The organism is Rhodococcus sp. 05-2255-1e, from assembly GCF_002259025.1.
Lineage (GTDB): Bacteria > Actinomycetota > Actinomycetes > Mycobacteriales > Mycobacteriaceae > Rhodococcoides > Rhodococcoides fascians.
Genome location: NZ_NOZE01000009.1, coordinates 666,819 through 693,371, shown reverse-complemented (window position 1 = coordinate 693,371; position 26,553 = coordinate 666,819). Strand labels below are relative to the sequence as shown.

Annotated in this window: 27 protein-coding genes; 14 read left to right on the top strand and 13 right to left on the bottom strand. The window is 64.7% G+C overall.

All coding sequences use genetic code 11. The features are described from left to right. Positions 1-53: 53 nt before the first annotated feature. Positions 54-1,001 (bottom strand): non-homologous end-joining DNA ligase, encoded by a 948-nt coding sequence (gene ligD / locus CH262_RS06700; protein ID WP_094665594.1) that lies wholly within the window; start codon positions 999-1,001, stop codon positions 54-56. A 72-nt stretch (positions 1,002-1,073) separates the two neighbouring features. After that, complete coding sequence (locus CH262_RS06695; RefSeq protein WP_094717381.1) at positions 1,074-2,540, bottom strand: helix-turn-helix domain-containing protein; 1,467 nt, start codon at positions 2,538-2,540, stop codon at positions 1,074-1,076. Between the two features lie 150 nt (positions 2,541-2,690). On the opposite strand from CH262_RS06695, the gene CH262_RS06690 reads away from it, so the two are divergent. From CH262_RS06690 to CH262_RS06675, 4 genes are read left to right on the top strand one after another with little or no spacing between them, the layout of a single operon-like run. Next, a complete protein-coding gene (locus tag CH262_RS06690; RefSeq protein WP_032386152.1) occupies positions 2,691-3,734 on the top strand; it encodes an amidohydrolase family protein in 1,044 nt (347 codons plus the stop codon). A 1-nt stretch (position 3,735) separates the two neighbouring features. Further along, positions 3,736-4,518, top strand: coding sequence for an iron-sulfur cluster assembly protein (locus CH262_RS06685; protein ID WP_094717251.1), 783 nt, complete (start codon positions 3,736-3,738; stop codon positions 4,516-4,518). 5 nt (positions 4,519-4,523) lie between these two features. After that, positions 4,524-5,549: an NAD(P)-dependent alcohol dehydrogenase gene (locus CH262_RS06680; RefSeq protein ID WP_094717380.1), complete on the top strand. Its 1,026-nt coding sequence runs from the start codon at positions 4,524-4,526 to the stop codon at positions 5,547-5,549. A 46-nt stretch (positions 5,550-5,595) separates the two neighbouring features. Beyond that, a complete protein-coding gene (locus CH262_RS06675) occupies positions 5,596-5,919 on the top strand; it encodes a putative quinol monooxygenase (RefSeq protein ID WP_094717250.1) in 324 nt (107 codons plus the stop codon). On the opposite strand, the gene CH262_RS06670 is transcribed toward CH262_RS06675, so the two are convergent. Together CH262_RS06670 and CH262_RS06665 are read right to left on the bottom strand one after the other, a co-directional pair. Beyond that, complete coding sequence (locus CH262_RS06670) at positions 5,916-6,818, bottom strand: alpha/beta fold hydrolase (protein ID WP_094717249.1); 903 nt, start codon at positions 6,816-6,818, stop codon at positions 5,916-5,918. The genes CH262_RS06675 and CH262_RS06670 overlap by 4 nt on opposite strands. A 30-nt stretch (positions 6,819-6,848) precedes the next feature. Next, complete coding sequence (locus tag CH262_RS06665) at positions 6,849-7,637, bottom strand: RsiV family protein (protein WP_094717248.1); 789 nt, start codon at positions 7,635-7,637, stop codon at positions 6,849-6,851. Between the two features lie 91 nt (positions 7,638-7,728). On the opposite strand from CH262_RS06665, the gene CH262_RS06660 reads away from it, so the two are divergent. Next, positions 7,729-8,082 carry a VOC family protein gene (locus tag CH262_RS06660; RefSeq protein ID WP_094717247.1) on the top strand — a complete coding sequence of 118 codons (354 nt, stop codon included), beginning with the start codon at positions 7,729-7,731 and terminating at the stop codon, positions 8,080-8,082. A gap of 66 nt (positions 8,083-8,148) precedes the next feature. On the opposite strand, the gene groL is transcribed toward CH262_RS06660, so the two are convergent. Next, positions 8,149-9,774, bottom strand: a complete 1,626-nt coding sequence (gene groL / locus CH262_RS06655; protein WP_008713461.1) for a chaperonin GroEL — start codon at positions 9,772-9,774, stop codon at positions 8,149-8,151. Positions 9,775-10,180: 406 nt separating this feature from the next. Here groL and CH262_RS06650 point away from each other — a divergent pair, with 406 nt between their 5' ends. After that, positions 10,181-11,662 (top strand): amino acid permease, encoded by a 1,482-nt coding sequence (locus tag CH262_RS06650; protein ID WP_027498447.1) that lies wholly within the window; start codon positions 10,181-10,183, stop codon positions 11,660-11,662. Positions 11,663-11,727: 65 nt separating this feature from the next. On the opposite strand, the gene CH262_RS06645 is transcribed toward CH262_RS06650, so the two are convergent. After that, the gene (locus CH262_RS06645; RefSeq protein ID WP_094717246.1) at positions 11,728-12,645 is read right to left on the bottom strand and encodes a serine/threonine-protein kinase; all 918 of its coding nucleotides are present in this window, start codon (positions 12,643-12,645) and stop codon (positions 11,728-11,730) included. 265 nt (positions 12,646-12,910) lie between these two features. Between CH262_RS06645 and CH262_RS06640 the strand changes: the two genes are divergently transcribed. Continuing rightward, a complete protein-coding gene (locus tag CH262_RS06640) occupies positions 12,911-14,776 on the top strand; it encodes a BCCT family transporter (protein ID WP_032386148.1) in 1,866 nt (621 codons plus the stop codon). Between the two features lie 49 nt (positions 14,777-14,825). Here the strand turns inward: CH262_RS06640 and CH262_RS06635 are convergent, their stop codons facing one another. Continuing rightward, the gene (locus CH262_RS06635) at positions 14,826-15,155 is read right to left on the bottom strand and encodes a winged helix-turn-helix transcriptional regulator (RefSeq protein ID WP_032369822.1); all 330 of its coding nucleotides are present in this window, start codon (positions 15,153-15,155) and stop codon (positions 14,826-14,828) included. Between the two features lie 79 nt (positions 15,156-15,234). On the opposite strand from CH262_RS06635, the gene CH262_RS06630 reads away from it, so the two are divergent. After that, a complete protein-coding gene (locus CH262_RS06630; protein WP_032386652.1) occupies positions 15,235-15,582 on the top strand; it encodes a DoxX family protein in 348 nt (115 codons plus the stop codon). On the opposite strand, the gene CH262_RS06625 is transcribed toward CH262_RS06630, so the two are convergent. The 6 genes from CH262_RS06625 to CH262_RS27490 all read right to left on the bottom strand — a co-directional run bounded on the left by CH262_RS06625 (position 15,562) and on the right by CH262_RS27490 (position 20,592). Further along, positions 15,562-16,164, bottom strand: coding sequence for a DJ-1/PfpI family protein (locus CH262_RS06625; protein WP_027498452.1), 603 nt, complete (start codon positions 16,162-16,164; stop codon positions 15,562-15,564). The two genes, CH262_RS06630 and CH262_RS06625, sit on opposite strands and share 21 nt — an antisense overlap. An 8-nt stretch (positions 16,165-16,172) precedes the next feature. Next, positions 16,173-16,850 (bottom strand): GOLPH3/VPS74 family protein, encoded by a 678-nt coding sequence (locus CH262_RS06620; protein ID WP_032365144.1) that lies wholly within the window; start codon positions 16,848-16,850, stop codon positions 16,173-16,175. Between the two features lie 80 nt (positions 16,851-16,930). Beyond that, positions 16,931-17,275, bottom strand: coding sequence for a UBP-type zinc finger domain-containing protein (locus CH262_RS06615; protein ID WP_094717245.1), 345 nt, complete (start codon positions 17,273-17,275; stop codon positions 16,931-16,933). Then, the gene (locus CH262_RS06610; RefSeq protein WP_094717244.1) at positions 17,272-18,705 is read right to left on the bottom strand and encodes an ATP-binding protein; all 1,434 of its coding nucleotides are present in this window, start codon (positions 18,703-18,705) and stop codon (positions 17,272-17,274) included. Before CH262_RS06610 ends, CH262_RS06615 begins: the two co-directional genes overlap by 4 nt. After that, positions 18,702-20,357 carry an FAD-dependent oxidoreductase gene (locus tag CH262_RS06605; RefSeq protein WP_032386146.1) on the bottom strand — a complete coding sequence of 552 codons (1,656 nt, stop codon included), beginning with the start codon at positions 20,355-20,357 and terminating at the stop codon, positions 18,702-18,704. Before CH262_RS06605 ends, CH262_RS06610 begins: the two co-directional genes overlap by 4 nt. Positions 20,358-20,454: 97 nt before the next feature. Beyond that, the gene (locus CH262_RS27490; protein WP_155288428.1) at positions 20,455-20,592 is read right to left on the bottom strand and encodes a hypothetical protein; all 138 of its coding nucleotides are present in this window, start codon (positions 20,590-20,592) and stop codon (positions 20,455-20,457) included. A 264-nt stretch (positions 20,593-20,856) separates the two neighbouring features. Between CH262_RS27490 and CH262_RS06600 the strand changes: the two genes are divergently transcribed. The 6 genes from CH262_RS06600 (at position 20,857) to CH262_RS06575 (ending at position 26,537) form a co-directional block, all read left to right on the top strand. Then, a complete protein-coding gene (locus CH262_RS06600) occupies positions 20,857-21,633 on the top strand; it encodes a DUF1206 domain-containing protein (protein ID WP_032390718.1) in 777 nt (258 codons plus the stop codon). A 158-nt stretch (positions 21,634-21,791) separates the two neighbouring features. Further along, positions 21,792-22,256, top strand: a complete 465-nt coding sequence (locus CH262_RS06595) for an SRPBCC family protein (protein ID WP_057472693.1) — start codon at positions 21,792-21,794, stop codon at positions 22,254-22,256. 88 nt (positions 22,257-22,344) lie between these two features. Continuing rightward, complete coding sequence (locus CH262_RS06590) at positions 22,345-22,614, top strand: GlsB/YeaQ/YmgE family stress response membrane protein (protein ID WP_027498459.1); 270 nt, start codon at positions 22,345-22,347, stop codon at positions 22,612-22,614. Between the two features lie 139 nt (positions 22,615-22,753). Then, positions 22,754-23,470: a phosphatidylserine decarboxylase gene (locus tag CH262_RS06585; protein WP_094717243.1), complete on the top strand. Its 717-nt coding sequence runs from the start codon at positions 22,754-22,756 to the stop codon at positions 23,468-23,470. Positions 23,471-23,477: 7 nt separating this feature from the next. Continuing rightward, the gene (locus CH262_RS06580) at positions 23,478-24,332 is read left to right on the top strand and encodes a CDP-alcohol phosphatidyltransferase family protein (RefSeq protein WP_027498461.1); all 855 of its coding nucleotides are present in this window, start codon (positions 23,478-23,480) and stop codon (positions 24,330-24,332) included. Positions 24,333-24,353: 21 nt separating this feature from the next. Continuing rightward, positions 24,354-26,537, top strand: coding sequence for an AAA family ATPase (locus CH262_RS06575; protein ID WP_094717242.1), 2,184 nt, complete (start codon positions 24,354-24,356; stop codon positions 26,535-26,537). Positions 26,538-26,553: the final 16 nt, after the last annotated feature.

Sequence of the window (26,553 nt, the reverse complement as noted above, 5' to 3'; positions counted from 1 at the left end):
CTCGAAGTTATGGACGGATTTCTGCCGATTTCCGTCCATAACTTCGAGTTCGGCTACTCCTCGGGCTCCGTCAGGCCCTGATGCTCGTCGCGTTCCGCCCATTCGAGTAGCTCGTCGATTGCGAACACCGCGTCGTCGATACCCGCATGTAGGTCGCCCAGTTCGGCGTATCTGGCCGGCACGGTGAAGATCGTGAACTCGCGTGGATCGACGTCGGGTACCTCGGCCCACGAAATGGGTGTCGACACAGTCGCTTTCGGGTTTCCCCGCACCGAATACGCGCTGGCGATCGTGTGGTCGCGGGCATTCTGGTTGTAATCGACGAACAACTTCGACGGGTCGCGATCCTTGCGCCACCACGTCGTCGTCACGTCCTCGGGTGCGCGGCGCTCCACCTCCCGCGCGAATGCCAGTGCAGCCCTTCGTAAGTCCTTGAAGCCGTGCGCGGGGTCGATGCGAACGTAGATGTGCAGACCGTGACCGCCCGAGGTCTTGGGCCAGCCGACTGCGCCGAGGTCACCGAGCACGTCCTGCACGACACCGGCGACGCGTTGCACCCGATCGAAGGGGCAGTCGGGCATCGGATCGAGGTCGATGCGCCATTCGTCGGGCATCTCGACGTCGGCGCGGCGCGAGTTCCACGGATGGAACTCCACCGTCGACATCTGCACCGCCCACGCCACGTGCGCCAATTCGGTCACGCACAGCTCGTCCGCCGTGCGGTTGTAGCGGGGGAACGTCACCTCGACGGTCTCCAACCACGGCGGGGCTCCGTGCGGCACCCGCTTCTGGTGCACTTTTTCACCGGCGAGGCCCTTGGGGAAGCGATGCATCATGCACGGCCGTTCCCGCAACGCGCGGACGATGCCGTCGCCGACGCTCAGGTAGTAGTTCACCAGGTCCAGCTTCGTGGCACCGCTCTCGGGGAAATACACCCGATCGGGGTTGGAAATGCGCACCGTGCGCGTGCCCACCTCGAGTTCTATTGCCGGAGATGCCATACCAGCGACACTAGATGTACCCGCGGCCGCGCGCGCTCGGAAGTCGGAGATTTTCTCGCAGGTCCACCGAAGCTACGTGTGGGAACGCAGCGTGATGCCGTAGCGGTCTCGCTTGCGGTAGATCGTGGCCCGACTCATTCCCAGTTCCTCGCCCGCCTGATTCATCGTGATGCCGGGCCGGCTGAGCACTCGAATCATCTCGTCGCGTTCGAACGTCTCGATTCGTGTCAGACGTTGCGTGGTCCGCGAAAGCACCTCGGGCGGCAAGTGATTGACGCCGACGACGTCGGCGCGGACCGCCGCCTCGTGCATCACCGTCGCCAACTCGGTGACGTTCCCCGGCCACGAATATCCGACGAGGGCTCGTTCGGCGTCCCCGGTCAGGCTGACCTCGCGTCCACGCGCCCGCAATGCCAGATGCCGAGCGAGCGGAGCGATGTCCTCGGGCCGATCGCGCAGCGGCGGGACCTCGACGACCGAACGCACCAGCTGCGCCAGGGCAGCGGGAACAGCGTCGTAATCGGAGGCCGTCAGGGTGACGGGCACGCCGTCACCGACACGAGAGATCAGTTCCGCCAACGCGTCTGCCCCTCGCGCCGGAAGACGGTCCACGTCGCGGACGATGACTGCGGTGTCCGGCTTGGGCAGCTCGGGAGTCCACAGGTCCAGCCAGGCGTCGACGTCGCGTGCCGCCGGAACTCCGGCACTCAGAATTCGACCCCGTGGGCGGATGGTACGCAGCGCTCGGGCCAGAATCGTGGCACGTCCGGTTCCCGGTTCTCCTACCAACAGGACCGAATCATGTTGACTCAGAGCTGTTTCGGAGGAAGCGAGAGCCTGATTCCACCGCGTCGACAGCGTCGGGACGCTGCCCGCACCCGGCCGACCCGATGACGCCTCGACGCGAAAGACCGTCCCACGTGGAGCCGGACGCGCGTGCTGTCCCTGCGCTCGCGCGAGCATCATCGCCGCGGTGTTCCCTGCCGCCGACTGAGCAAGGGCCAGCAGCAGATCCGTCGACGACTCCGACCACGTGGTGAGGTTGACGCAGCCCTCCACGGTGCCCGTCATCGGGTTCAGCACCGGTGCCGCGGCGCAGGTGTATCCGGTGAGCGAGAGCGAGTAGTGCTCCGAGGCGCGCACCACTGCCGGAATTCGATCGGCGAGCGCGAGGGCGAGACCGTTGGTGCCCGCCTGGTTCTCGCCGTACGAGAAGCCGGGGGCCAGATGCACACGGTCGAGCGCGGCCAACAGCTCGCGGTCCGCGCTCACTCGATCGAGCACCAGACCGTCGGCGTCGGTCAGCATCATCGACACCGGCTCGTTCGCCAACGTGTCGCGCAGTCCATCGAGCACCTCGCGCCCACATCGGTAGAACAGCGATTCGCCGTCGTAGGTGCCCGAAAATGCGGGTACGACGTCTTCGAGTGGCACTCCGAATTCCTGGCTTCGGTGCCACGAAGCGAGCAACCGATGCGACACGGCAGTGAGGGGCTCCGAGTGCAAGCGGGCCCGTACGAGACCCTCGGGATCTGCCATGTGATTCAGGTTACATTCGCTGGTCGCCATGGATCCGAAACCAGCGTCTCGAATTGAGACATCACGCCACTTCGTCGAGCCTCCGGCGCGCCTACCGTCATCCACAGATCGCTTGTGACAGACGTCACGCACAGTCTCTGGAGGTCAGCCATGTACAGCAAGAACGGCGAGAACTACTTCATCGTGGACGCCCACGTCGCGCTCTGGGATGCGCGGCAGGAAAACCAGCGCAACATCCACGGCAAGCAGTTCATCGACTGCTTCTACGACTACCACCGCAACCTCTCCCCCGAGAGCGAGCTGTGGACCTACGACGAGTACCTTTACCAAGGCGGCGATCGGTTGATGCGCGACCTGTTCGAGATCGGATACGTCGACCACGCCATCTTCCAGCCCGCTCACCTGGGCGAGTTCTATCACCGCGGGTTCGGCCAGACCGACGAAGCATCGGCGCTCGCTGCAGCTCACCCGGACAAGCTGACCTACAACCATCACTTCGACCCACGCAACGGCGAACGTGGCCTGGACCAGCTGCGTGCCGATGCAGAACGCTTCGGGCTCAAGGGCGTCAAGCTCTACACCGCCGACTGGCACGGCGATTCTCGCGGCTACAAGCTCGACGACGACTGGACCCGGCGTTACCTCGAGGTGTGCCGCGAGGTCGGCATCAAGAACATCCACGTGCACAAGGGACCCACCATCCGTCCGCTCGATCGCGATGCGTTCGACGTCGCAGACGTCGACCACGTGGCCACCGACTTCACCGATCTGAACTTCGTCGTCGAACACTGCGGACTGCCGCGCCTGGAGGACTTCTGCTGGATCGCCACCCAGGAACCCAACGTGTACGCCGGCCTCGCGGTGGCCATCCCGTTCATGCACACGCGGCCGAAGTACTTCGGTCAGATCATGGGCGAGCTGCTGTACTGGCTCGGCGAGGACCGCATCTTCTTCTCCTCGGACTACGCGCTGTGGACGCCCAAGTGGCTGGTCGAAGGATTCGTCGACTTCCAGATCCACGAGTCCCTGGACGAGTACGCGCCGATCACGCTCGAACAGAAGAAGAAGGTGCTCGGACTGAACGCCGCCAAGCTGTACGACATCCCGGTGCCCGCCGAACTGCAGCTGCCCGACGCGAACGAAACCGAGACCGGACCGCGTCAGCCCGAACGCGCCGACCTTGCGGCGGTGTGAGATGACGGTCGTTGCAACCCTGTCGAGGCACGACGAGGCCTACGCCGCGCTCGGCGTCGTCCTGGATCCCGAATTGGACGAGCCCATCACCGATCTCGGGTTCGTGCGATCCGTCGACGTCGACGACGGCGCAGTGCACGTTCATCTTCGACTGCCGACGTCGTTCTGCTCACCGAATTTCGCGTATCTGATGGCGGGAGACTCCAAGGACGTGCTGACGGCGTTGCCGTGGACCGAGCACGTTCTCGTCGAACTCGACGATCACCACGACTCGGACAAGATCAATGCCGGCCTCGCCGCCGACGCCGGCTACCGCGGCACCTTCGGACACGAGGCCGAGGAGGATCTCGAGGAACTACGAGCGACGTTCCGTCGCAAGGCCTATGTGGCGGCGATGGAACGGTCGCTCATGGCGTGGTTGCGCGCCAATCCCGACTCGACCGAGAACGACTTGGCCGCAGTGGTTCTCGGAGATCTACCGGACGATCGCACCTCGACCGCGCTGCTTCGCCGACGCGAGGCTCTCGGCCTGCGGACCGATCCGGCCGCACCGGCACTGGTCGATCATGCGGGTCGCCCGCATACCGGCGACCTGACGATGGTGATGCGACGCGCCCGCGCCACCCGCGTTTCGATCGACGGTAATGCGCACTTCTGCCGCGGATTGCTGCAGACCCGCTACCCCGGCGCAGAGGAACAGCAAGTCCCTCGCGAGGAGGGCGCGTTCGTTCCTCTCACCACTCTCACTGTCCCCCTCCGCACTACACAGGAGCATGTTTCATGAGTTCGATGCGCGCCGTCCAGGTCGTCGGATATCACAAGAATCTGGAGATGACCGAGGTCTCGATTCCAGAAGTACAGGGCCCACTCGACGTCATCGTCAGGATCGGCGGTGCCGGCGTGTGCCGTACCGATCTGCACATCCTCGAAGGCCAGTGGGCCGAGAAATCCGGCGTCACACTGCCTTACACGATCGGCCACGAGAACGCCGGGTGGGTCCACGCCGTCGGCTCGGCCGTCACCAACGTCCGCGAGGGCGACAAGGTGATTCTGCATCCACTCGTCACGTGCGGGTTGTGCCGGGCGTGCCGCTCGGGCGACGACGTCCACTGCGAGACGAGCGATTTCCCGGGTATCGACACCAACGGTGGATACGCCGATTACCTACGGACCAATGCGCGAACCGTCGTCAAGATCGATGATTCACTCGAACCGTCCGCAGTCGCTGCACTTGCCGATGCCGGCCTGACCGCCTATCACGCGGCTGCGAAGGCGGCCCGGCGTCTGACTCCACGCGACAAGTGCGTCGTCATCGGAGCAGGCGGCCTCGGCCACATCGGCATTCAGGTACTCGAGGCACTCTCCCCCGCCGAGCTGATCGTCATCGACCGCAATGCCGACGCCGTGAAACTCGCGCTCACCTTGGGGGCCGATCATGCGGTGGTCGCCGACGGCAGTCAGGTCGATCAGGTCATGGAACTCACCGGCGGCTTCGGAGCCGAGGTGGTACTCGACTTCGTCGGCGAGAACGGTTCCACCGCAGAGGGATTGGCCATGACGAGGCGGGCCGGCGACTATCACGTCATCGGGTACGGAGAGAACGTCGACGTGCCGACCATCGACCTGGTGTCGGCGGAGAAGAACATCGTCGGCAATCTCGTCGGGTCCTACAACGACCTGTGCGACTTGATGTCCCTCGCCGCCCGTGGTGCCGTCAACCTGCACACGCAGACGTACGCACTGGACGACTTCCAGAGCGCCATCGACGACCTCGACAACGGACGGGTTCGCGGCCGCGCGATTCTCGTACCGTGAAATCGGGTACAACCCAGATTCGTCACTACAACCACAGGGAGCAACGTTGATCTTCATCACCGCCAAGTTCAAGGTGAAGCCCGAGCACGCCGACAACTGGCCCGAGATCTCGCGCGACTTCACCGAGGCCTGCCAGGCCGAGGAAGGATGCCTCTGGTACTTCTGGTCGCGCACCCTCGACGACCCCACCGAGTACGTCCTCGTGGAGGCGTTCAAGGACCCTGATGCCGGTGCCGTCCATGTGAATTCGGATCACTTCAAGCAGGCCCAGAAGGATCTTCCGCCGTACCTGGTGGAGACGCCGAAGATCATCAGCCAGGAAGTCGACGGCACCGACTGGAACGAACTGGGCGAACTCGCGGTCGACTAGTTCCTTTCGCGATCCCGGATCACCTGGCCGAGCGTCATGACGGCGTCGGCGAACTGCCCCGGCAACTCCTGGGGCGGGTTGTGGCCGCACTCGACCTGACGAACATCGATCAGGTCGCTGAAGTGCGCCGTGTGGTCTGTGCGGCCATACAACGAGGCGACGGTGTCCTCGGTCGGATCGATCACGACCGTGGGCACCGTGATCGCCGGTTGCCGTGTCAGCAACTCCTGCGTCGCGGCGTAAGCGGCGTCGCCCGCCTCGATGCCGTATCGGTGCCGATAGGAATGCACGGACACGTCCACGAAATCGGGGTTGTCGAACGAGGGCGCGGTGGCCGCGAATTCGGAGTCCCCGAACCGCCATGTCGGCGACCAATCCGTCCACAGAGTCTGCGCGATCTCGGCGCGGTAGGCCGCGAGCCCGGCCCGGCCGCGCTCGGAGTGCAGGTAGTACTGATACCAATACCGCTTCTCGAGGTGCGGCAGCACGGGCGTGGTCACCGCCGCCTCGATGTCCTGCACGAGGTACCCGGACACGCTCACCAGACCGGACACCAATTCCGGCCACAGCGCGGCGACGACGCACGCCGCTCGGCCACCCCAGTCGTAGCCGGCGACGATGGGGTCGTTCAGCTCCAGGGCGAGGATCAGCTCGCGAAGATCGTGGCCGATCGCAGCCTGCTCACCCGAGCGCATCGTATCGGCGTCGACGAAGCGAGTCGGTCCGAAACCGCGCAGGTAGGGCACCACCACGTCGTAGCCGGACTGAGCGAGCAGCCTGGCGACGTCGTCGTAACTGCGCGGGTCGTACGGAAACCCGTGCATCAGCACCACCGATCGACCCGACGGATCACCGACGCGGTCGTACGCAACCTCCAGCACCCCTGCGCGAATCATCATGGGTCCATGCTCGCATTGCCGGGCTCAGGGTCAGCTGCTCAACACGTCCTGCATGCCGGGAGCGAGGACGTCTGACAGGTCGGTCCACGGGACGGTGATCGTGATGAGGCCGATGCCGTAGGAACCCACCTGGTAGTCACCGAAGTGAATGTTCATACCTTCCGGCGATGCCGTCCAGTTCCCAAAGTTGGCCACCGTCGGTTCGATGCCCGAGCGCTCGAAGCTGCCGCCCGCGCGGGTGGACGGGAGAATTGCCGCTGCTCGATCGGACAGTCGAGACAGGCCTACATCGAGGTCGGTGAAGGCATCACCGAGAGTGATCGGCTGTGCGGTATCGGCGTCGATCGTCACGGTCGCAAGCAGTGAATTACCGTGCGCTCCGGGCGGTACGGCGATCCAACTCGTGATCTGTTCGGCACTGATCACGCGCCGCCCGACGTGGGTCGTACCCGTCGAGTAGCCGTCGCTGAGAGCGAAGTCGTTCCCGTAATCGCGGTCGATCTGATCCTGCAACGCCGCGCGCATCGACTCGTTGAATTCGGCTGTCACGGCCGGATTGCCGCCGCTCAGCTGTGGAATCGCGACGTCGTAGGTCGCACGCGCTGTCGATCCGGTGATGCGCGTACTGCCGACGACGTACGGCTCGGCGGCACTCGAGGTAGTGGTTGGCGTTGTAGACGTCGGCTCGGCGCGCTCGGTGGTGGCGGTGACATCGGTTGTGGTCGGTGCCGATACGGGCGTGGCAGTTCCGGAGGTGGAGCAGCCCGCGAGGGCCGCTGCCAGAGCGAGTGCGACCGTCATCGAGCGGATTCGCGTCATGCCCCACACTAACCACCGAACAGCCGGCAACTCCGCTGCTAGCGTCGAACCTCCCGGTCTCCGACCGGCCCACGTTCGGAAAGGGAGTTCGATGAAAACGACGAGCATCATCACCAACCTGCGGGTTCCGGACGTCGACGAGGCCAAATCGTTCTACACCGAGTTTCTCGGTCTGAAATCCGAGGAGTTCGATATGGGGTGGGTCGCGCGGCTGTCGTCACCCGATCGCCCGGTCAGCGTTCAGCTGGTGACGAGCGATCGGAGCGCACCCGAGGATTCGGTGATGTCGGTGCACACCGACGATGTCGATGGCGCGTACGCCGAAGCGCAGAAACTGGGCTACGAGATCGTGCACCCATTGACGACCGAGCCGTGGGGTGTGCGCCGCTTCTTCGTTCGCGCTCCCGACGGCAACGTCGTCAACATCGCGTATCACCGGGACTGACTACAGCACACGAAAAAGCCCGACCCCCTCGAAAAGGAGTCGGGCTTTTTCAGCGAGGGGCTGGACTCAGAAGTCCATGCCGCCCATGCCACCGGTCGGATCGCCAGCGGGCGCTCCGGCCTTCTCGGGCTTGTCGGCGACGACGGCCTCGGTGGTGAGGAACAGAGCCGCGATGGACGCTGCGTTCTGCAGTGCCGAGCGGGTGACCTTGACCGGGTCGTTGATGCCTGCAGCGAGCAGGTCCTCGTACTCGTTGGTCGCGGCGTTGAGGCCGTGACCTGCGGGCAGGTTGGAGACCTTGTCCGCAACAACGCCGGGCTCGAGGCCTGCGTTGAATGCGATCTGCTTGAGCGGGGCGGACAGTGCGACGCGAACGATGTTCACGCCGGTTGCCTCGTCACCGTCGAGCTTGAGGTTGTCGAGTGCGGGCGCTGCCTGGAGCAGTGCCACGCCGCCACCGGCGACGATGCCTTCTTCGACGGCTGCCTTGGCGTTGCGCACTGCATCTTCGATGCGGTGCTTGCGCTCCTTGAGCTCGACCTCGGTTGCCGCTCCGGCCTTGATGACTGCAACGCCACCGGCCAGCTTGGCCAGGCGCTCCTGCAGCTTCTCGCGGTCGTAGTCGGAATCGGAGTTCTCGATCTCGGCGCGGATCTGGTTGACGCGACCGGCGATGGCGTCGGAATCTCCCGAGCCTTCGACGATGGTGGTCTCGTCCTTGGTGATGACGACCTTGCGTGCCTGACCGAGCAGCTCGAGTCCGGCGGTCTCCAGGGAGAGGCCGACCTCTTCGCTGATGACCTCGCCGCCGGTGAGGATGGCGATGTCGGCGAGCTGCGCCTTGCGGCGGTCACCGAATCCGGGAGCCTTGACGGCGACGGACTTGAAGGTGCCACGGATCTTGTTCACCACGAGGGTGGAGAGAGCTTCGCCCTCGACGTCCTCGGCGATGATGACGAGCGGCTTGCCGGACTGGATGACCTTCTCCAGCAGCGGCAGCAGGTCCTTGACGGTGCTGATCTTGGAGCTGACGAGCAGGATGTACGCGTCTTCGAGGACGGCTTCCTGACGCTCTGCATCGGTGGCGAAGTACGCCGAGATGTAGCCCTTGTCGAAGCGCATGCCCTCGGTGAGCTCGAGCTGCAGGCCGAAGGTGTTGGACTCCTCGACCGTGATGACGCCTTCCTTGCCGACCTTGTCCATTGCCTCGGCGATGAGCTCGCCGATGGACGGGTCGCCTGCGGAGATGCCAGCGGTAGCAGCGATCTGCTCCTTGGTGTCGATCTCCTTGGCGGACGCGAGCAGCGACTCGGTGACGGCTGCAACAGCCTTCTCGATGCCGCGCTTGAGGCCGAGCGGGTTCGCGCCGGCTGCGACGTTGCGCAGGCCTTCACGGACGAGTGCCTGAGCGAGAACGGTAGCGGTGGTGGTGCCGTCGCCTGCGACGTCGTCGGTCTTCTTGGCGACCTCCTTGACGAGCTCGGCACCGATCTTCTCGTAGGGATCTTCGAGCTCGATCTCCTTGGCGATGGAAACACCATCGTTGGTGATCGTGGGAGCTCCCCACTTCTTCTCGAGTACGACGTTGCGACCCTTGGGGCCCAACGTCACCTTTACTGCGTCGGCGAGGGCATTGAGGCCTCGCTCGAGGCCACGGCGTGCCTCTTCGTCGAACGCGATGATCTTGGCCATTGCGAAGTGATCCTCCGGATTGGGGGTGACACATTGCTGGCCGAGCTCGGTGCCCGCGACGGACGACCAGGGGTGTCGTTGATTCCCCGGCCTCACCGTGTCCCGACCTGGCACTCACGTGTCGAGAGTGCCAACTGCATTTCTAGCACTCGCCCATGGTGAGTGCAAGGTCGCCCGCCGCCGGCGAACCGCCGCACCCCCCATGCTCGACGCCACCGCGGGACGCAGGTCTCGAGCAGATGCTCGGCCGAGCCGGTATCCGTCACACACTGTTCACACCTGTACGCATTGTTAACATCCGAATACTGTGCATCGGACCCGCGACGCTAATACCGTTGAGCGACAACGGTTTCGACACCCGAAAAATTCGGACAAACCCCCGCAAAAGCGACAGTGAGGATCGAACATGTCCGATACGGTCGACACGTCGTACGACAACTCGGCGATGGACCACGAGGAAGAGGGCTACCACAAGGGCCTCAAACCTCGACAGTTGCAGATGATCGCGATCGGTGGCGCAATCGGCACCGGCCTGTTCCTCGGCGCGGGCGGACGCCTCGCCAGTGCCGGCCCAGGCCTGTTCCTCGCCTACGCGCTCTGTGGAATTTTCGTCTTCTTCATTCTCCGCGCCCTCGGCGAATTGGTGTTGCACCGCCCGTCGTCGGGCAGCTTCGTCTCGTACGCTCGCGAGTTCTTCGGCGAGAAGGCCGCATTCGTCGCCGGGTGGATGTACTTCCTCAACTGGGCGATGACGGCCATCGTCGACGTCACCGCCATCGCGACCTACATGCATTACTGGGGAAGTTTCGAGGTGATTCCGCAGTGGGCCATCGCGCTGGTCGCACTGGTTCTGGTGATGAGCCTGAACCTGGTGTCGGTCAAGTGGTTCGGTGAGATGGAGTTCTGGGCGGCCATGATCAAGGTCATCGCGCTGGTGACCTTCTTGATCGTCGGCATCGTCTTCCTTGCCGGCCGCATCCCCGTCGGTTCCGAGATGCCCGGAATCAGCTTGATCACCGACAACGGCGGTCTGTTCCCGTCCGGCGCGTGGCCCCTGGTCATCGTCATCTCGGGTGTCGTGTTCGCTTATGCCGCAGTGGAACTGGTGGGTACCGCGGCCGGTGAGACCGAGAACCCGGAAAAGATCATGCCGCGGGCGATCAACTCGGTCATCGCCCGTATCGCACTGTTCTACGTCGGCTCGCTGGTACTGCTCGCACTACTGTTGCCGTACACCGCATATCAGGCCGGTACCTCGCCGTTCGTGACGTTCTTCTCGAGCATCGGCCTCGGCGGCGCGGGCACCATCATGAACATCGTGGTGCTCACCGCGGCGCTGTCCAGCCTCAACGCCGGTCTCTACTCGACCGGCCGAATTCTGCGGTCGATGGCGATGAACGGCAGCGCACCGGAGTTCACCAAGAAGATGACCAAGGGCGGAGTACCGTTCGGCGGCATTCTGCTGACCTGCTTCATCACGTTGTTCGGTGTCGCCCTCAACGCCATCGCCCCCGGCGAGGCCTTCGAGATCGTGCTGAACATGTCCGCACTGGGCATCATCGCCAGCTGGGCGACCATCGTGCTGTGCCAGATTCAGCTGTACCGCTGGTCCAAGAAGGGCATCCTGAAGCGGCCCAAGTTTCGACTGTTCGGTGCGCCGTACACGAGCTACGCGACGCTGGTGTTCCTGTTCGGCGTGCTGGTCCTGATGGCCTTCGACGCCCCGATCGGCTCGTGGACCATCGCGACCCTCGTCGTCATCATCCCCGCACTGATCGGCGGCTGGTTCCTGGTGCGCACCAAGGTGCTCTCGGTGGCCGAAGAACGAATGGGCTACACCGGCCAGTACCCGGTGGTGGCAAACCGTCCGACCGAACCGGAGGAGTGACCCTTCCCAACCCCCTCTCGAGCCAGGGCCCCGCATCGACCCGATGCGGGGCCCTGCTCATGGAGTCAAGAAAACCTGAGCCATCGCGAGCGGGTGAACGGTGAGCGTCGCACCGGCGGCTCCGGCACTCCGGCAGAAACAGCAGCGGCGACGGCGTCGGCAAGCTCCACGCAGGTCTGGAATCGATCCGCCGGGTCCTTGGCCAACGCGCGTGCGACCACCGCGTCGAGACCCCGCGGCAGTGATCGGCGGCGCCTCGTCACCGCAGGCGGTTCGGCCGACAGATGTGCGGCGGTGATCGCGAGCGGCGTGGCCAACGGGTACGGCGTTCGCCCGGTCAGCAATTCGACCAGCGTCGCCCCCAATGCGTAGACGTCGGTCTGCGCGCTCAGCACTCCCCCGCGAAGCAGTTCCGGTGCCGCGTAGTGGATGGACGCCAGTACAGTTCCGCCGACGACCAGCGGCGTCGAGTCGTCGACCAGACGCGCAATTCCCCAGTCGGACAACAACACCTGCTCGTACCCGTCCACTCGCTCGGTGGAGATGAGGATGTTCGACGGCTTGACGTCGCGGTGCAGGACGCCGTTCGAGTGGGCGTAGTCGAGGCCCTTGGCCACCTCGGCGACGATGCGCGCCACACGGGAGACGTCGAGAGCGATCTGACCGCGAGCGACCAACCGTGCCGCGCTGTACCCGTCGACGTAGTGCATCGACATCCACAACTGGCCCTCGAATTCACCGTGTTCGTGCACCGACACGATGTTCGGATGCACCAGCAGCTCGGCCACCGTGGCCTCGGTCCGAAATTTGGTGCGCAGTCGCGGCGAGCGCGAGGCGTCGTGGTCGAGGATCTTCAGAGCTTCGAGCCGATCGTGTCCCCGGCCGAGTACGAGGTACACCTCACTCATGCCGCCGACCCCGAGGCGACGCTGCACCTGGAAGCCGGCGAACTCCGCACCCGGCTGCAGCTGGCCGGGCGTCATGGAATCACCTGCTGCGCAGCCTCACTCACAGCCCACAGGCTCACGAGAGGGACGATCGGACGAGGCCGCAGCATCGACAGAACTGTAGTCCGCGGGGCACATTCCGGCGACTCGGTGGTGCCGCCGGGGCGTGCGGCAGTTTCGCCACCAGCGCCGATGTCGCTTATGGTGTTTACCGGTACTTGACCGAAACAAGAGAAATATAGCGGCATACCGATAGTGGTCAGCCGATCACCGTGACTCGAGTTCAAAGGAAGTCAAGTAAATGAAAGCTGTGAAGGAAGCGTGGGGAGGACTGCTCAAACCGGTCTTCGTGCCCGCGTCCATCATCATCTTCGTCATGATCGCCTTCTCCGTGGTCTATTCGAGCACCGCGGCGGATTCGTTCGACACACTCAACAAGGCGATCACGTCCGGCGTCGGCTGGTGGTACATCCTCGCCGCGACCGGCTTCGTGCTGTTCGCGCTGTACTGCGGCCTCAGTAGGGTCGGCAACATTCGCCTGGGCCGAGACGACGAGAAGCCGGAGTTCGGCGTCCTGTCCTGGTTCGCGATGCTCTTCAGCGCCGGCATGGGAATCGGCCTGGTGTTCTACGGCGTCGCCGAGCCCCTCTCGCACTACGTGACACCACCCGAGGCCGGAGGTATCCCCGGCAGCACCGACGCGTCCGCACGCCAGGCGATGGAGCTGACGCTCTTTCACTGGGGTCTGCATGCATGGGCCATCTACGTGGTCGTCGGCCTCGGTATGGCGTACATGACCTACCGCAAGGGTCGCCCACTGACCGTGCGTTGGCTGCTCGAGCCGCTGCTGGGCCGCAAGCGCATCGAGGGCGCAATCGGGCACACCATCGATACGGTCGCCATCGTCGGCACCCTGTTCGGTGTGGCGACCTCGCTCGGATTCGGTGTGCAGCAGATCTCCGCCGGGCTGGAATACCTCGGCTGGGTGGAGACCACCAACTGGTTCGTCATCCTGCTCATCGCCGCCATCACCGGCATCGCCACCTTCTCGGTGGTCAGTGGAGTATCCAAGGGCCTCAAGTGGCTGTCCAACATCAACATGGGTCTGGCAGCTGCGCTCGCCCTGTTCGTGCTGCTCCTCGGCCCGACGCTGTTCCTGATGCAGTCCTGGGTGCAGAATCTCGGCGGTTACGTCCAGGCCCTGCCCGAGTTGGCGCTACGCACCTCTCCGTTCTCCGACGACGGTTGGGCCGGCGGCTGGACCATCTTCTACTGGGGCTGGTGGATGAGCTGGGCACCCTTCGTCGGCATGTTCATCGCCCGCATCTCGCGCGGTCGCACCATCCGTGAATTCGTCTTCGGCGTACTGCTTGCACCGACCATCGTCGGTTCGCTGTGGTTCACGATCTTCGGTGACACGGGCATTCTGCGTCAGCGCAACGACGGCGATCTGCTCGACGCCGAAGGGGCCGTGAACACCAACACCAGTCTGTTCCAGGTGCTCGACGGTCTGCCGATTGCGGCGTTGACCAGCGTCATCGCCATTGCTGTGATCGTGTTCTTCTTCGTGACGTCCTCGGACTCCGGCTCGCTGGTGATCGACATCCTCGCGACCGGCGGCGAGCTGGAAACCCCGAAGATCACGCGGGTGTACTGGGCCGTCCTGCAGGGCGTGGCTGCGGCCGTGCTGCTGCTGATCGGAGGAACCAGTTCTCTGACTGCCCTGCAGACGATGTCGATAGCCACGGCAGTACCGTTCTCGATCGTGTTGGTGCTGGCATGCGTGTCGATGCTCAAGGCCTTCCGCTACGACGTCGCCACCACCCCGCGGTACTTGCGCGTCACCGCGACACCCGATGTCGGGGAGGACGAGCCTCAGGCAGCACCGGTGTCACCGGCGGCACGCAAGCGAGTGAGTGCCGGAATTTCGTCGACGTTCTCCGGCTTGGCACCGTCTCGGGAAGGGGTGACGCCGCCGCGCACGGACGGCAGCGTCGTACTGGCGGTGCACGAGGTGCCCACCGAACAACTCGAGATTCACCCCGAGACGGGTGCGGTCGAGTACTCCGGTGACAACGCACCGGTCGATCCCCTGGGCGGCGAAGTGTTCGACACTCAGGAGTTCGCAGATTCGGCCGAAGGCCAGAACGTCAAGAACGGCGACTGAACACCTTCTCACCCACCGATCTCTGGCCCTCGCGACATGTTCGCGGGGGTCAGAGGTTTTTCGAAGCCCAGTCGGTCAGTGCCTGCAGTGACGGCAGCAGCGCCGCTCCGGACTGCGTCAGGCTGTACTGCACCGAGAGCGGCGGTCCGTTGTCCACTGTTCGCTGGACCAGGCCGGCTTTGCCGAGCTCCCCGAGCCGTTCGGACAGGACCGAATCGCTGATGCCACCGACGGCCCGGCGTAGGTCCGCGAATCCCATCGACCCGTTCATCAGAGTGGCCAGCAGAATTCCGTTCCATCGCTTGCCGAGGAAGCCGAACGCTTTGGTCAGGGCTCCGTCGCAGGCACGAGGTTCGTGAGTGGGTTCGTTCGCGGCCATGACCCCACCGTACCGAAGTGCTACTGTCTGCCTTGCCACTTCTGTTTCACTAGTGGCCTCAGAAATGAAAGCAGGGCTCATGTTCATCGCAACAGTCGTCGTGTCGGTGCTGCTGGCCGTGGCACTCACGTTCTCCGCCGTCGGGAAGCTGACGCGCAACCCCTCCGTCGTCCCGATGCTCGAGCAGGTGGGCGTGCCCGCCGACAAGATTCCGTGGTTGGCCTACGCGGAGATTCTCGGTGCCGTCGGCCTGCTCGTCGGCCTGTTCGCATGGCCGATCGGAGTCGCGGCAGCCATCGGCGTCATCGCGTACTTCGTCGGAGCAGTCGTCGCGCACCTGCGCATCAAGGACAAGGAATTCGGGCCGGCGGCAGGCCTGGCCGTGTTCGCCGTCGTTGCCCTGGTCCTACGGGTGCTCAGCGCCTGACCAGTCGTAGTCCATCTGGCCCGCGGTGGCGAGAGCCTGATCGGCGCTCGTCCACCGCGCGACCAGATGCAGCGCAAGGTCCAGGCCTGCACTGATACCGGCCGACGTCGCCAGATCACCGTGGTCGATGTATCGAACTCCCTCATGCACGGCCAGCGCGGGCCAGCGGGTGCGCAACAGGTCGAGGTCCTCCCAGTGCGTGGTGACCGGACGCGAATCGAGCAGGCCCGCCGCGGCGAGAACGAAAGCACCGGTGCACACCGATGCGACAACTTCTGCGGTGGGTCGAAGTCGCTGCAGCCACTGAAGCACTCGGCCGTCCGCTTCGACCGCGTCGACGACACCGCCGGGAACCAGGACGAGGTCGTAGGTCCGTGGATCGTCGATCGTGGTGTCGACGCCGATCCTCATCCCACCTCGCGCGCGTACCGCTGCGTCGTCGAGCCCGACGAGCGTCACGTCGAAAGGCACCGCGCTACCGGCACGTTGGGCCACCCGATTGGCCACCGAGAACACCTCGAACGGCCCGCAGGCATCGAGCACCTCGACGTCGTCGAACAACAGAATCGCAATACTTCTCATTTTCGCCCTCAGCTGCTCGTGGTCGAAACGATGACGGGCACCATGATCGCTGCCGTCACCGCGGCATTGACGTCCGAGACCGCTTTGCGGACAGCTGCACCCGCCCACTCACCCTCGGCGATCTGTTTGGCCCTCGTCTTCAGCACCTTCTTGTCGGCATCGACGATGACCTTGTGCGTCAGATCGACTGCCGAGATCAGTGAGATCAGAGCAGCCGAATGCGGCGTCGGCGTTGTGCCGTCGACGAGGGCGCTGCGCAGCGCATCCCGCAGCACCTTCTCCCGCGAGGTGTCGCGAGCCGGCCACGTCGTCGTCGGGAAAAGCCCCCAGACCTTGTCCTGCTTCTCGGTGACGAAGCCCTGCGCGACCAGACGCGCAGCCAGTTCCTTCGCCAGATTCTTCTGCGACTTCTCTATCACCTTCTGCGGCTTCATCGGCCGCGACGCCGTTGCCACCAGATCGAACACCCGGCGCAACAACGGGTCTGCGGGCGGATCTCCCGCGACGACGACGTGGTCCTTCGTGGTCTGCTCACCGGGACCGGTGATGCGGAGCGACCCGCCCAGGGCGAGCTCGACGACCAGCGCACCCGCCAGAACACGGGGCAACTTGGTGGAATCGGCCGATGGCTTGCCCGATTCGTCGTCGAGCAACAACAGCAGCAGGTCCTCCGCAATCAAGGTCATGCTGCGAGATTACCCACAGTGCGCACTCGATTTGCGGTGTTCATCCGAGCGAAATCGACTGTTCAGTCGGCCCAGCCCACTCAGTTGATCAGACTCTGCCAATTCGAAGGCACCCGTTCACGGGGGCCCGGAACCGTCTGATCGAGCGGATGATGTTGCGGCGGAGAAAGTTCGGGCCCGTCGTACATCTGCTCGTCCTCGTAGTTGTAGAACCAGTCCTCACCGGGCTCGTAGCTGCGCACGAACTGGTGCCGAGTGGATTCGGCGTGCTTGCTGGCGTGCTGCGACGGAGACGAATCACAGCACCCGATGTGCCCGCACTGCGCACATCGCCGCAGATGCACCCACCACCCCTGCGTCTGCGTGCACTCCACGCAGCCCGGGCCGGACGGCGGGACTGTCGGATCGATACCGTCGATTGTCATGATGCCTCCTCGATTGCTGGATGAACGGGCAGTCGCACGATGAATCGGGTGTCCCCCGGCTGGGACACCACTCGCAGATCGCCTTGATGTTTCTTCACCACGATCCGCCACGAGATGTCCAAACCGAGCCCCGTACCCTCACCGACGGCCTTGGTGGTGAAGAACGGCTCGAATATTCGCGACCGAATGTCCTCCGGAACACCGGGTCCGGTATCGCACACCTCGATCTGCACCTGATCGTCGTCGAGAAGTGTGCGGACGGTGAGCGTGCCGCGGCCCCCCATGGCCTGCACCGCATTGTCGATCAGATTGGTCCATACCTGATTGAGCTCGGCGGCATACGCGGGAATGGGCGGCACCGACGGGTCGTATTCCTTCACCACGCGGATATCGTCACCGATCTTGCGCCCCAACATGATCAGCGTGCTGTCGAGCAGTTCCCGAACATCCACCGTCTGGTATGGCGCTCGATCCATCTGCGAATACTGCTTGGCCGCGCCGACCAGAGTGGAGATCCGAGTGGTCGAATCCGAGATCTCGTTCATCAACAACTCGGTTTCCACCGTGTAGTTGAGCCACCTGATCGCCCCTTCGAGCATGGCCGGATCCCCCACCGTCGCCGACACCCGATCCAGCCACGGCACGTCGAGACCCGCCGAGACGAAAGTGGGGGCCAGATCCCATCCCCCGTCGATTCCGTTGTCGTCGAACCACTCTCCGAGCTCGTCCTCCCGGTCCGACGCTTCCATTGCGGTGAGCTTCGGAGCCTTGGCCACCAACTCCACGGCCTCGTTCTGCAGTCCGACCAGATGCGACAAGCTCGAGCGATCGAGAGTCCCGCCGGCAATCATTGCCAATTTCTGCCGCATGTGCGCCACCCGATTTCGCAACGCGGACGTCGCCCGCACCGCGGCCGCGGCCGGATTGTTCAGCTCGTGCGTCAACCCGGCCGACAGAGAGCCCAACGCCAACAAGCGTTCTCGCTGCTCGACGACCTGCTTGGTGTTCTGGTTACCGAAGAACAATCCCTCGAGCAGATGGAGGGCCATCGGGAACCACTCGCGCACGATCGAGGCGAAGCAGTCGGCATCGAGGACGAAGAACCGGGACTGCGCGGTCACCCGCATCGAACCCTGGTAGGTCTGCGGTACTCGATCGCCCAGATACGCTTGCCACGCACCGGCATACACCCCGCGCTGCGAGGTGCGATTGACCACCAGGTCTTCCCCGCCCGACAGCTTCGAGAGCACCACCGAGCCCTCGATCAACACGTAGAAGCACGTCGCTGGGTCGCCCTCCGCGTACACCGGCCCCGGCTCGATCGTTTCGATACGGCCGTCTCGACACAGCTCGACGAGCTGTGCGTCGGTGAGCTGCTCGAACAAGAACAGCGTCCGCAACTCCTCCGGATCGCACAGGGGCGCGTTCACGGATTTGCCAGGTATCTGTGCACCAACATCACGGCCATCGCTCCTTCTCCCACTGCCGAGGCAACCCGCTTGGCCGAGTCCGACCGGACGTCACCGGCCGCGAACACTCCCGGCACGCTCGTCTCGAGGTGATGCGGCAACCGCGCGGGTGTCCACCCGGCAGGACCACGGCCGTCGACCACCAGATCGGGGCCCGTCACCACGAATCCGTGATCGTCACGCACGAGCACGCCGTCGAGCCAATCGGTCCGCGGTGCCGCGCCGATGAACAGGAACAGGTACTGCGCGTCCACCGTCGTCGTCTCGTCGGTTGCCCTGTTGTGCAGCGTGATCTGCTCCAGGTGCCCGTCACCGGAGACGCCGACGACCTCGGTACACGGCCGAACGCTGATCTTCGGGTTCTCCTCGATCTGCTTGATGAGGTAGTACGACATCGATGCCTCGAGGGACGCCGCACGGATCAGGATCGTCACCGACCTCGCGCCCCGCGAGAGATAGACCGCCGCCTGGCCTGCCGAGTTCGCGCCGCCGACGATGAAGACGTCCTGTTCGGCGCAGCGAGCTGCCTCGGTCATCGCCGACCCGTAGAACACCCCGCGGCCGGTGAAGTCGTCGATTCCGGGGGCCTCCAACCGGCGGTAGGCGACGCCGGTGGACAGGATGATCGTCTGGGCACTGATGCTGCGGCCGTCGGCGAACCGCACGGTCCGCGCAGCGCCGTTGGTCTCCAGGGCCACGACGTCCTGCGTGGTGACCACCTCGGCACCGAACTTCAGCGCCTGCCGACGAGCCCGCTCCGCGAGTTGTGCGCCCGAGACGCCGTCGGGAAAGCCGAGGTAGTTCTCGATGCGTGAACTCTGCCCGGCCTGCCCGCCGGTCGCAGTGCGCTCGATCAACGTGGTGCGCAGGCCCTCGGACGCGCCGTAGAGCGCAGCGCCGAGTCCGGCCGGGCCGCCGCCGATGACAACCAGGTCGTAGAACTCTTCCGACGGTGAGACCGTCAGCCCCAGACGGTTGCCGAGTTCGGCATCGGACGGCTCGATCAGCGCGTCACCTTCGGTGGTGATGACCACCGGGAGGCGGTCGTCGGCCACTCCGGCCGCGGCCAACAGCCGCGCACCCTCCGATTCGTCGGACATGTACCAGCGGTACGGCAGTTGATTGCGGGCGAGAAACTCCCTGATCTCCGAGGACCGCGCAGACCAGCGGTGGCCGACGATCTTGGTGTCCTCCACGGCCCGGTGGTCGTACGCGCACCAGGCTTCGAGCTGAGCGTCGAGGACGGGGTAGAGCTTTTCCTCGGGTGGATCCCACGGCTTGAGCAGGTAGTAGTCGAGATCGATGACGTTGATGGCGTCGATCGCAGCGTCGGTGTCGGCATAGGCGGTGAGCAGGATTCGCCGCGCCGTCGGGAACAGATCCATGGCCTGTTCGAGAAATTCCATGCCGCTCATGTTCGGCATGCGGTAGTCGGCCAACAGAATCGCGACCGGAGTGCCGCGCAACGTCAGTTCCTTGAGCGCATCGAGCGCCCCGGCACCGGATTCCGCGCGCACGATGCGGTACTGCTCGCCGTACCGGCGGCGCAGGTCGCGGGCGACCGAACGCGATACTCCGGGATCGTCGTCGACGCTGAGAATGACCGGTTTCATGACCCTCCAGGACTGGTGCTCGTCAACCTCATGAGCATGCCACCACCGGACCCCCTATGGGAGGTGAGTGACGGCGTCGAGCCTGGGAACAGCAGGGTCAGATTCGGCCGCGCCTGATCAGATCGATCTCCTGCGGGGTGAGCAGCCGCTCGAGCTTCTCGGCAGGCCAGGTACGCGGACTGCCGCTCATCCTGGCGGTCTTCAACAGGGGCAGATCACTGCTGGTACGACGCATTATCGACTGTAATTTCACGGTGGATCACTCCGAACAATTTCTTCGTTGGTCCCGACACTCCGCTTGCTACATCGATCAGTGTCCGCCCGGCGTTAACGCCGGGCTGGGATCTCGTACGGCGTTTCGCGCCGAAAGACCGTTTCTCCCCGCTCTACGTGGGGTAAACATCGGCCCACATCAACTGATCGGGGAACGTTCGTGAACACGTCGGGAAAATCCACGTCGGGACATTCGGGAACAGGAAAATCGGCTACAGGAAAATCACTGGCCAATTCGGTTCAGGACAACGGTGCATTCGAGAAGGCGGCCCGGGCCGGCCACTTCGTCAGCGGAGTGCTGCACGTCCTGATCGGGTACATCGCCATCCGATTGGCGTTCGGTCAGGGCGGTAACGCCGACCAGTCCGGAGCACTCGCCGAACTGGCCGAGAAGCCCGGCGGCAAGATCGCACTGTGGGTTGCCGTCGTCGCGTTCGTGGCACTGGCCCTGTGGCGCATCGTCGAGGCCATCGTCGGCAAGAAGTCCGATTCCGACGAGGGCAGCGCGATGGATCGACTCAAGGCGGCAGCGCTGGCCGTCGTCTACATTGCCTTCGCATTCTCCACCTACGGTTTCGCGACCGGATCCGGTAAGTCCAGCGGACAACAGAACGCCGGCTACTCGGCGCGATTGATGGAATCCGGTGGCGGCAAGCTCGTATTGATCGTCATCGCCCTGATCGTCATCGGCGTCGGCGGATACCACGTCTACAAGGGCGTCTCGAAGAATTTCCTCGACGACCTCGAAGGCAGCCAGAGCGGAGCGGTCGTCAAACTCGGCATCGCCGGATACGCGGCCAAGGGCACGGCGCTCGTGGGGGCCGGAATCCTCGTCGTCGTAGCGGTACTGCAGTCCGATCCATCCAAGGCCACCGGAATCGACGGTGCCGTCAAGACCCTGGGAGCCCAGCCGTACGGGCAGGTTCTGTTGATCCTCGCCGGCGTGGGAATCGCTCTGTACGGCCTGTATGCATTCGTTCTGGCCCGCCGCGCTCGCATGTGAGCAGGAGTGGAGCTCGCTTCGCTCGCATGTGAGTGGAAGTTCGTAGTGGGCTACGAGGTTCCACTCACATGGTGGCCGAGTGTGGTCACGGCCACATAGGATGCACACGATTGGTGTGACGATCAGTTGCAGCTATTCCTACAACCCGGAGGCCCACGTTGAGCAAGACCCTCGAAGCCACGATCGACATCGATGCCAGTCCGCAGGCCGTGTGGTCGGTCGTCTCGGACCTACAGCGCATGGGCGAGTGGAGTCCGCAGTGCAAGAAGATGAAGGTCTTCGGCGGACCCGTCGGCAAGGGCACCCGAACGCTCAACATCAACCGCAAGGGCCTGCTCGTGTGGCCGACCAGCGCCAAGGTCGTCACCTTCGAGCCGAACAAGGCACTGGCGTTCCGCATCGTCGAGAACAAGACGATCTGGTCGTACACGCTCACTCCGACGGCAAACGGAACCACCGTCGTCGAGAAGCGGGAAGCCCCCAGCGGCACCTCGGCCGTGTCGTCGTTGCTGGTCAAGCGGATCCTCGGCGGGATCGACGAGTTCGATGTCGAGCTGGTCGAAGGCATGAACAGCACGCTCCGACGCATCAAGACCGAAAGCGAAAAGTCGAGCCGAAAATAACTTTTCTCAGGAAGGTTTCAGGTTTGTTACCCCTGGGCATCCATGGTTTCGACAAGCAATCGATACACACGGAAAGTGGGGGCAACACATGTTGGGTCTCGGAATCATCGGCTGGATCATCATCGGCGGTCTCGCCGGCTGGATCGGCAGCAAGATCATGAAGACCGATGCTCAGATGGGCATCATCCTGAACATCGTCGTCGGCATCATCGGCGGCCTCATCGGCGGTTACCTGCTCAAGGTCTTCGGCGTAGACGTCGAAGGTGGCGGCCTGATCTTCAGCTTCATCACCTGCATCCTCGGTGCATGCATCCTGCTGTTCCTGGTCAAGCTCGTGACCGGTCGCAGCCGCGTCTGATTTCACTCGCACTTCCCGACTGCCGGGGCCGCTCACGTACTCTGTGAGGGCCCCGGCAGTCGTTTTGTTCGCCGTCCGATCAGTCCCCGGCGTCCAATCCCTGCCCGCATCCGAGCTCGCCCGACAGTAAGAGGAGACCGTGGCACGCCGTCCCGCCCCGATTGATCAACCACCCCGCACGGGAGTGGCTCACATCGTCGACCTGGTTCGCGAAACGGTTCCACCGCTACACCCCGCCGGACTGCCCTTCGTCGGTGGTCCCCTGGCCGTCGCAGTGCTCGGCCGTCGGTCGAAGTGGGTCCGCAATGCCGGGCTCGTCGCTGCAGGAGCCTGCGCCACCTTCTTCCGCCACCCGTCGCGGGTGCCGCCGAACCGCCCCGGCGTCGTCGTCGCTCCCGCCGACGGTTTGGTCACCCTCGTCGACACCGCCGTCCCGCCCGCCGAGCTCGATCTCGGTGCACAGCCCGTGCCGCGAGTGAGCATCTTCCTGTCCGTTCTGGACGTGCACGTGCAGCGTGTTCCCGTCGGCGGACGCGTGGTCGAGGTCGTACACCGCCGCGGCCAGTTCAAGTCCGCCGACCTGGCCGAGGCCAGTGAGGTCAACGAGCGCAACAGCATGCACATCGAGACCGAATCCGGCCACCACGTCGGCGTAGTTCAGATCGCCGGTCTCATCGCTCGACGCATCGTCAACAACGCGAAGGTCGGAGACGTGCTCTCCATCGGCGACACGTACGGCCTGATCCGATTCGGCTCCCGCGTCGACACCTACTTCCCGGCCGGTACGACGCTGCTCGTCGAACGCGGCCAACGAGCGGTCGGTGCCGAGACGGTACTCGCCGAGCTCCCCCAGTAGAAACGACATGATCACCAGACGCGCCAAGCCGCCTGCTGCTATCCGTCTGCTTCCGTCGGTCGTCACCATCCTCGCGTTGTGCTCCGGTTTGTCGGCGGTCAAGTTCGCTCTCGACGGTCAACTCGGAACCGCGCTCGCGATGATCGGTGCCGCTGCGATCCTCGATGCACTGGACGGCCGCATCGCTCGTCTGCTCGACGCCACCAGCAAGATCGGTGCCGAGCTGGATTCTCTGTCCGATGCAATCTCGTTCGGCGTCGCGCCCGCCCTGGTGCTCTACGTGACTCTGCTCGAGGGCAGTAGTGGCGGTTGGATCGTCGCACTGGTGTACGCCGTGAGTATCGTGCTCCGACTCGCCCGGTTCAACACCCTGCTCGACGAGGACGACACCCCGGCGTACGCCCGCGAGTTCTTCACCGGGGTCCCCGCACCCGCAGGTGCACTCATCGCGCTCGCCCCGATCGCTGCGTTCGAGGAATTCGGCGACGGCTGGTGGGCCTCGTTCTACGTCGTCGCCGGCTGGTCGATCCTCACCGCAGGTCTGATCGTCAGCACCATCCCCACTCTCGCGCTCAAGACGGTCTCGGTGCCACCGCGCCTGGCCGCCGGTTTGCTGGTGTTGGTCGCGCTGCTCGCTGCCGCGCTCATCACCTTCCCGCTGGTCCTGCTGATGGGATTGGTGTTCGCCTACCTCGTGCACATTCCGTTCGCGGTGCGCTCGCAGCGCTGGACGGCTGCACGCCCGTATACGTGGGATGCGAAGCCGGCCGAGCGTCGCGCGGAACGCCGCGCCATTCGACGGTCACCCGGCAACGCGCGCCGGTCGCAGGCGCGTCTGGGACTTCGCCGACCGCGCAGCTGACGACCCCATTAGGTTGGACGTGTGACCGAATCCCGAACCCCCGAGCTCGTTCTCACCACCCGATTGAACACCTCGGCCGCCGACGCCAGGCGAGGCGTCGTCCGGCTCCATCCCGAGGTCCTGGCGGCGCTCGGTCTGCGGGAATGGGATGCCGTCTCGCTCATCGGTTCTCGGCGTACGGCTGCGGTGGTTGCCGAGGCTCCCAGCGGAATCCCGCAGGGTACCGCGCTGCTCGACGACGTCACGCTCTCCAACGCCGGACTACGCGAAAATGCCTCTGTGGCAGTCGCTCCCGTGACGGTCTACGGGGCGAGAACCGTCACGGTAACCGGGTCCGCCCTGGCCACCGGTTCCATTTCCGACACCACCCTGCGCCAAGCGCTACTCGGCAAGGTCCTCACCGTGGGCGACACCGTGTCGCTCCTCCCCCGCGATCTGGGGCCCGGCACATCGACGTCGACGGCCACGCAGGCACTGTCGCGAACGTTCGGGGTGGCGTGGACGACCGAACTGTTGACGGTCTCGGCCGTCGAACCCTCCGGCGGTCCCGTGAGCGTGCAACCCAATTCTGCGGTGAGCTGGGGACGCGGCACAGTCGCCTCGGGATCACCCGAATCGGCCTCGGCCACATCGGTTCCGACGCCCGGAGCTGCGGCCCCGCCACGCGTCAGCGCAGCCGACCTGGTGGGTGTGAGCACTGCACAGGCCAAACTCACCGAGTGGCTACGACTGGCGCTCGACGAGTCGGAACTGCTCGCCACCCTCGGCGCATCTCCGCATCTGGGTGTGCTGATCACCGGCCCCGGCGGAGTGGGCAAGACGACGTTGGCACGCGCCGTCATCGGCGAACGGCGATGCGTCGTGCTGGACGGGCCGTCGATCGGCGCATTGGAGGCATCGGCTCGCGTCGAACGCGTCACTGCTGCGGTGGACGAACTGACCGGCGCGGGGGTGCTGCTGATCACCGATGTCGACGCGTTGCTGCCGTCCGATCCGGAGCCTGCGTCGACGTTCGTCCTCGATGTGCTGCGCCGGGCCGTCGACACTCCCGGCTTCGCTCTGATCGTCACGACGGCACATCCCGAGGCCACCGACGCCAGAGTGCGTGGGCAGGATCTGTGCGATCGCGAGCTGACCCTCACTCTCCCCGATGCCGCCGGTCGCAGAGCGTTACTGGAGCATCTACTGAAGAAGGTTCCACAGGATGACGTCGACCTCGTCGAAATAGCCTCACGGACACCGGGTTTCGTTGTCGCCGATCTCGCCGCCCTGGTGCGCGAAGCGGCGCTCCGAGCGGCTGCGCGGGCATCGAACGATGCCACCGCCGCCTCGCTGATGCACGACGACCTGATCGGCGCGTTGCAGGTGATTCGGCCGTTGTCGCGCTCGGGTGCCGAGGAATTGGCGATCGGCAGCCTCTCCCTCGAGGACGTGGGAGACATGGTCGAGACCAAGCAGGCCCTGACCGAGGCCGTCCTGTGGCCGCTGCGCCATCCGGATTCGTTCGCGCGCTTGGGCATCGAGCCACCGCGAGGGGTTCTGCTGTACGGCCCACCCGGATGCGGCAAGACGTTTCTGGTCCGCGCCTTGGCCAGCTCGGGCCAGCTCAGCGTGCACTCGGTCAAGGGCGCGGAACTCATGGACAAGTGGGTCGGGTCCTCGGAAAAGGCTGTGCGCGAACTGTTTCAGCGCGCCCGAGACTCTGCCCCCTCGCTCATATTTCTCGACGAGGTAGACGCCCTGGTACCGCGTCGCGGGCAGACTTCGGATTCCGGTGTCGGCGACCGAGTGGTCGCGGCTCTGCTGACCGAGCTCGACGGCGTCGAACCACTGCGCGACGTCGTCGTTCTCGGCGCAACGAACCGGCCCGATCTGATCGATCCCGCTCTACTGCGGCCCGGCAGGCTCGAGCGCCTGGTCTTCGTCCCGCCGCCGGATGCCGATGCGCGAGTGGACATCCTGAAGGCGTCGGGCAAGTCGATCCCGCTCGCCGAGGATGTCGATCTCGAATCCCTCGCACGCGATCTCGACGGCTACTCCGCCGCGGACTGCGCGGCCCTGCTGCGCGAGGCCGCACTGACGGCGATGCGTCGGTCGATGGACGCAGCGGACGTCACCGCCGAGGATGTCGCCACCGCTCGGGCGACGGTCAAACCGTCACTCGATCCCGAGCAGGTGGCGCATCTGCGGGCCTACGGGTCGTGAGCGGAAACTCGTAGCA